The organism is Rhodococcus sp. NPDC056960 (assembly GCF_042674125.1).
In the GTDB taxonomy this organism is placed as follows: domain Bacteria; phylum Actinomycetota; class Actinomycetes; order Mycobacteriales; family Mycobacteriaceae; genus Rhodococcus_F.
Window position 1 is genome coordinate 176968 of record NZ_JBHURF010000005.1, and the last position, 4480, is coordinate 181447.

4 protein-coding genes are annotated in these 4480 nt (G+C 66.9%); all 4 read left to right on the forward strand.

Going from position 1 to position 4480, the window contains the following annotated elements:
* The first annotated feature begins 36 nt into the window (after positions 1-36).
* From ACFTWF_RS10000 to ACFTWF_RS10015, 4 genes are read left to right on the forward strand one after another with little or no spacing between them, the layout of a single operon-like run.
* Complete coding sequence (locus tag ACFTWF_RS10000) at positions 37-474, forward strand: chorismate mutase family protein (RefSeq protein WP_378461044.1); 438 nt, start codon at positions 37-39, stop codon at positions 472-474.
* Complete coding sequence (gene pabB / locus ACFTWF_RS10005) at positions 474-2546, forward strand: aminodeoxychorismate synthase component I (protein ID WP_185728853.1); 2073 nt, start codon at positions 474-476, stop codon at positions 2544-2546. Before ACFTWF_RS10000 ends, pabB begins: the two co-directional genes overlap by 1 nt.
* Positions 2543-3475 (forward strand): prephenate dehydrogenase dimerization domain-containing protein, encoded by a 933-nt coding sequence (locus tag ACFTWF_RS10010; protein ID WP_378461045.1) that lies wholly within the window; start codon positions 2543-2545, stop codon positions 3473-3475. The genes pabB and ACFTWF_RS10010 overlap by 4 nt, the downstream gene beginning before the upstream one ends.
* Entirely contained in the window at positions 3472-4431 is a 960-nt protein-coding gene (locus ACFTWF_RS10015; protein ID WP_378461046.1) for a diiron oxygenase, read from the forward strand. The genes ACFTWF_RS10010 and ACFTWF_RS10015 overlap by 4 nt, the downstream gene beginning before the upstream one ends.
* Positions 4432-4480: the final 49 nt, after the last annotated feature.

Genomic DNA, 4480 nt, shown 5'->3' on the forward strand with positions numbered 1-4480 from the left:
GAGAAGGCTACTGCCGATCGAGTGAGTGGGGCGACTATGTATTTCTCGGTAGAACAGCGGAACGGCGACGATTCCGGAGAGCATCCTGACGCCTCGGCGCAGCAGGCACTCGAGGGTCTGCGCACGGAACTCGACGCCGTCGACGCGACCCTGCTCGAAGCGGTGCGCCAGCGCCTCGAGGTATGCCTGCGCATCGGAGAGTTGAAGCGGCGCGAGCACATCGAGATGATGCAGCCGGGCCGGGTTCATCTCGTCCACGAGCGGGCGCGGCAGTACGCCGACAGCCATTCTCTGTCGCCGGAGTTCTTCGATTCGCTCTACGACCTTCTCATCGCCGAGACCTGCAGGCTCGAGGACCTCGTGATCAACGCCACACCTGCGGACGAGCGCACCCGGCACAACGGCAACCACAGCCACGGTGACAACCACCACGTTCGTCCCAGTTCCGTGCCGTCTGCGAATGTCGAGTCGTGATGAGTACCCGGACGCTGCTGGTCGACAATTACGACTCCTTCACCTACAACCTGTTCACGTTGCTGGCCGAGGTGAACGGTGAGCCGCCCACGGTCGTGCACAACGACGTGGAGTGGGATTCGATCCCCTGGTCCGACTTCGACAACATCGTCATCTCCCCGGGCCCCGGACGCCCGGAACGGCAACGCGATTTCGGCATCAGTGCGCGCATCCTCGCGGAAACCGAACTCCCCGTGCTCGGTGTGTGCCTCGGCCATCAGGGGTTGTGTCAGCTGTTCGGCGGCAGCGTCGTTCTCGCACCCGAACCGATGCACGGCCGCGTGTCGCTCGTCGAGCACAACGATTCGGAACTGTTCGCCGGCATCCCCTCGCCGTTCCCGACGGTCCGCTACCACTCGCTGATCGTCGAGGACCTCCCCGACGACCTCGAGGCCACCGCCTGGACCGCGGACGGTCTGCTGATGGGCGTCCGCCATCGCAGCCGCCCCCTGTGGGGGGTCCAGTTCCACCCCGAATCCATCAGCACCGCCTTCGGGCACGAACTGCTCGCGAACTTCCGCGACCTCACGCAGACGCATTCGGGGTCACCCACCCACGGCTCGATGCTCAGAATCCCGATCCCCCACGCGCCGTACGTGGTTCAGCAGGTGCGGGTCGACCACGAGGTCGATCCCCGCACCACGTTCGAGGATCTGTTCGCCTCCGGGCCCAACGCGTTCTGGCTCGACGGGACCTCGGCATCGGAACCGAATTCGCGATTCACGATCATGGGCAACTGCTCCGGCCCCCGCGCCGAGTACATCACGTACGACGTCAGCGAATCGATCGTCCGGATCACCCGCGAGGGGCTGCCGGTCGAACAGGTGCACGCGCCGTTCTTCGACTATCTCGAGCGTCAACTGCAGGCCCGGTCGGTACCCGGCCTCCCGGGTGTGCCGTTCGGCCTCGGCTACGTGGGGTACCTCGGCTACGAGTTGAAAGCCGAGACGGGTGGCGCGGCGGCGCACAAGTCGCCCACTCCCGATGCCGCTCTGGTGTTCGCCGATCGCGCGGTCGTCATCGATCATTCGGGCGAACGCACGTACGCCCTGTGCCTGAGCGATCACCCGGACGATCCGGAACTGCGCCGCTGGCTCGACGAGATGGAGGCGGCGCTGCACCGGCTGGCCGAACCGGATCACCCGGCGACTGCGGTGTCGCCGATCCGGAAGCCGGAGACGGCCGAGCTCGCGCTGCGCCACGAGCACGACAAGTACCTCGAACACATCGCGACGTCGCTCGGCGAGATCCGGACCGGTGAGTCCTACGAGGTGTGCCTGACCAACATGGCGACGGTCGACCAGTCGATCGATCCCCTGCACACGTTCGAACTGCTCCGTTCCATCAGCCCCACCCCGTACAGCGCGTACCTCCAGTTCGCCGGTCTGTCCGTTCTCAGCGCCTCCCCCGAGCGGTTCCTCAGGATCGGCGCCGACCGGGTAGTCGAGTCCAAACCCATCAAGGGGACGCGTCCGCGCGGCGCCACCCCGGCCAAGGACGCGGCGCTGCGGCAGGACCTGCTCGACAGCGAGAAGGATCGCGCCGAGAACCTGATGATCGTCGATCTGACCCGCAACGATCTGGCCCGGGTCTGCGTTCCCGGTTCGGTGCACGTCCCCAAGCTCTTCGACATCGAGACGTATGCGGCCGTGCATCAACTGGTGTCGACCGTGCGCGGAACCCTCAGCGCCGACGCATCCGTCGTCGAGTGCGTGCGCGCCGCCTTCCCCGGCGGATCGATGACCGGCGCCCCGAAGATCCGGACGATGGAGATCATCGACCGGCTCGAGTCCGGCCCGCGGGGTGTGTATTCGGGGTCGATCGGCTACTTCTCCCTGACAGGGACGGCCGATCTATCGATCGTCATCCGCACGATCGTCGCCACCGACACCGAGGTGACGTTCGGCATCGGTGGTGCGATCACGGCGCTGTCCGACCCGGAGGAAGAATTCGACGAGGCGATGGTGAAGGCGGCCACCATGTTGCGCGCACTGTCCGTGACGGCGGACAGGCCGAACGAGATAGGGCAGTGAACGCCCCGGCCGCATCGGCCCGGACCGTCGCTCTGATCGGCGGTTCCGGCGATGTCGGCCGGATGCTGGCGACTCGGCTGCGCGGCGACGGAAACACGGTGCGCACCATCGACGTCCGGTTCACCGACCGATCCGATCCGGATCAGCTGAAGGGAGACGTCACCGACCCGTCGCCCGAGGTTCGGGCGGTGGTGCGTTCCTCGGATGCGGTGATCCTGGCAATCCCCGAAGGCGCCGCGCTGGACGCGATCCCGTTCGTCGTCGCAGAGTTGTCCGCGCATGCCCTCCTGGTCGACACACTGTCCGTGAAATCGCGATTCGACGCCGCTCTGCGTGACAGCGCGCTGCGCAACAGCGCGGTGGGCATCAACCCGATGTTCGCGCCATCCCTCGCACCGGAGGGCCGGCCGATCGCGGCGGTCACCTATCGGGACGACGGCGACGTCGACTGGTTCCTGTCGTCGCTGTCCGGTTGGGGGTCGTCGGTGGTCCGTCTGGACGCCGAGAACCACGACCGGCTCACCGCAGCCACTCAGGCGCTCACCCACGCCGGGATCCTCGCGTTCGGCCTCGCCCTCGCCGAACTCGGTGTCGACGGCGCCGCGCTCACGGCGATGGGAACACCGCCGCATCTCGTGTCGCTCGCGCTCCTCGCCCGGGTCGGCGGCGGCGTCCCCGAGGTGTACCGGGACATTCAGGCGGGCAATCCGTTCGCCGGCGACGCCAGGCGCGCGCTCGCCGCGGCGCTCGCCACCCTGACGGAGACCGTCGAACAGGGTACGGAGGACGACTTCGCGTCGCTCATGTCGCGGTCGACGTCGACCCTAGGCGACCGGAGCGAACCCCTCGCCCGGCTCTGCGCCGACCTCTTCACCGATCTCGTTCACAGACAGCCGCGGTCGTGGGACAGGAACGGAGACGTGTCATGACTTTCCAGAAGACTCCCTCACTCCCGGAGTACGACCCGGCGGATCCGGTCGAGAGCGCCGTCGTGTCCCGGCTCGCCCGGAACTGGGGACAACGGGCCACGGTCAAGAAACCGGAACCCGACCTCGACGCCCTGTTCGACGTCGACAAGCAGGACTACCCGAACGCGTTGCTGCCCTTCGCCGATCATGATCGGTTCCACGCCATAAGCGAGGAGCAGCGGAACCAACTCCGGGCGTGGGCGTGGATTGCGTTCAACAAGAACGTCATGGACATCGAGCAGTACGTGGTCAATCCCGGATTCGATCTCGTCGCACACGACGCCCTGGACACCGGACTGGGAGACACCTTCGCCGTGGCCGTCCACCAGGCGATGGTGGACGAGCAATATCACACCCTCATGCACCTGAACGCGAGCGCGGTCACGCGCAGACAGCGCGGATGGGCGATGCCGAACAACGCCCTTCCCGACGTCCTGACGTTGCGCCGCCAGCGCGCGGCGACGGCCGAGGCCGCCGACCCGAGAAAGCGGGCGGTCACGACGTTCGCCTTCATGACGGTGGCCGAGATCTCGATCAGCTCCTATCTGGATCTGATCACCGAGGACGACGTCATCCAGCCGGTCAACCGGGCGACGGTCCGGCTGCACAATCGAGACGAGTACTGCCACGCCTCGATCGCCGACGACATCGCCGCCGTCGTCTACGACACCCTCGGTCCCGGCGACCGCCGCCACTTCCTGGACGGACTGGTCGACGCGATGACCGCATTCAGCAGCAACGACTACTCCACCTGGCACACGATCGTCGACATCCTGGACCTCGACGGCGGCCGGGCGATGATCGACGACGCCGAACACGACACGAGCCGCTCCGCGCTGGTTCAGGACTTCGGGGGCATCCACAAGCTGTGCAAGCACCTCGGCGTCGCGGGCGAGATGTCCTTCGACTGGGCCTGACGCCCCGTGGTGGGTCGGCCGAGAACCTTCCCACCACGGGCCACGTCGG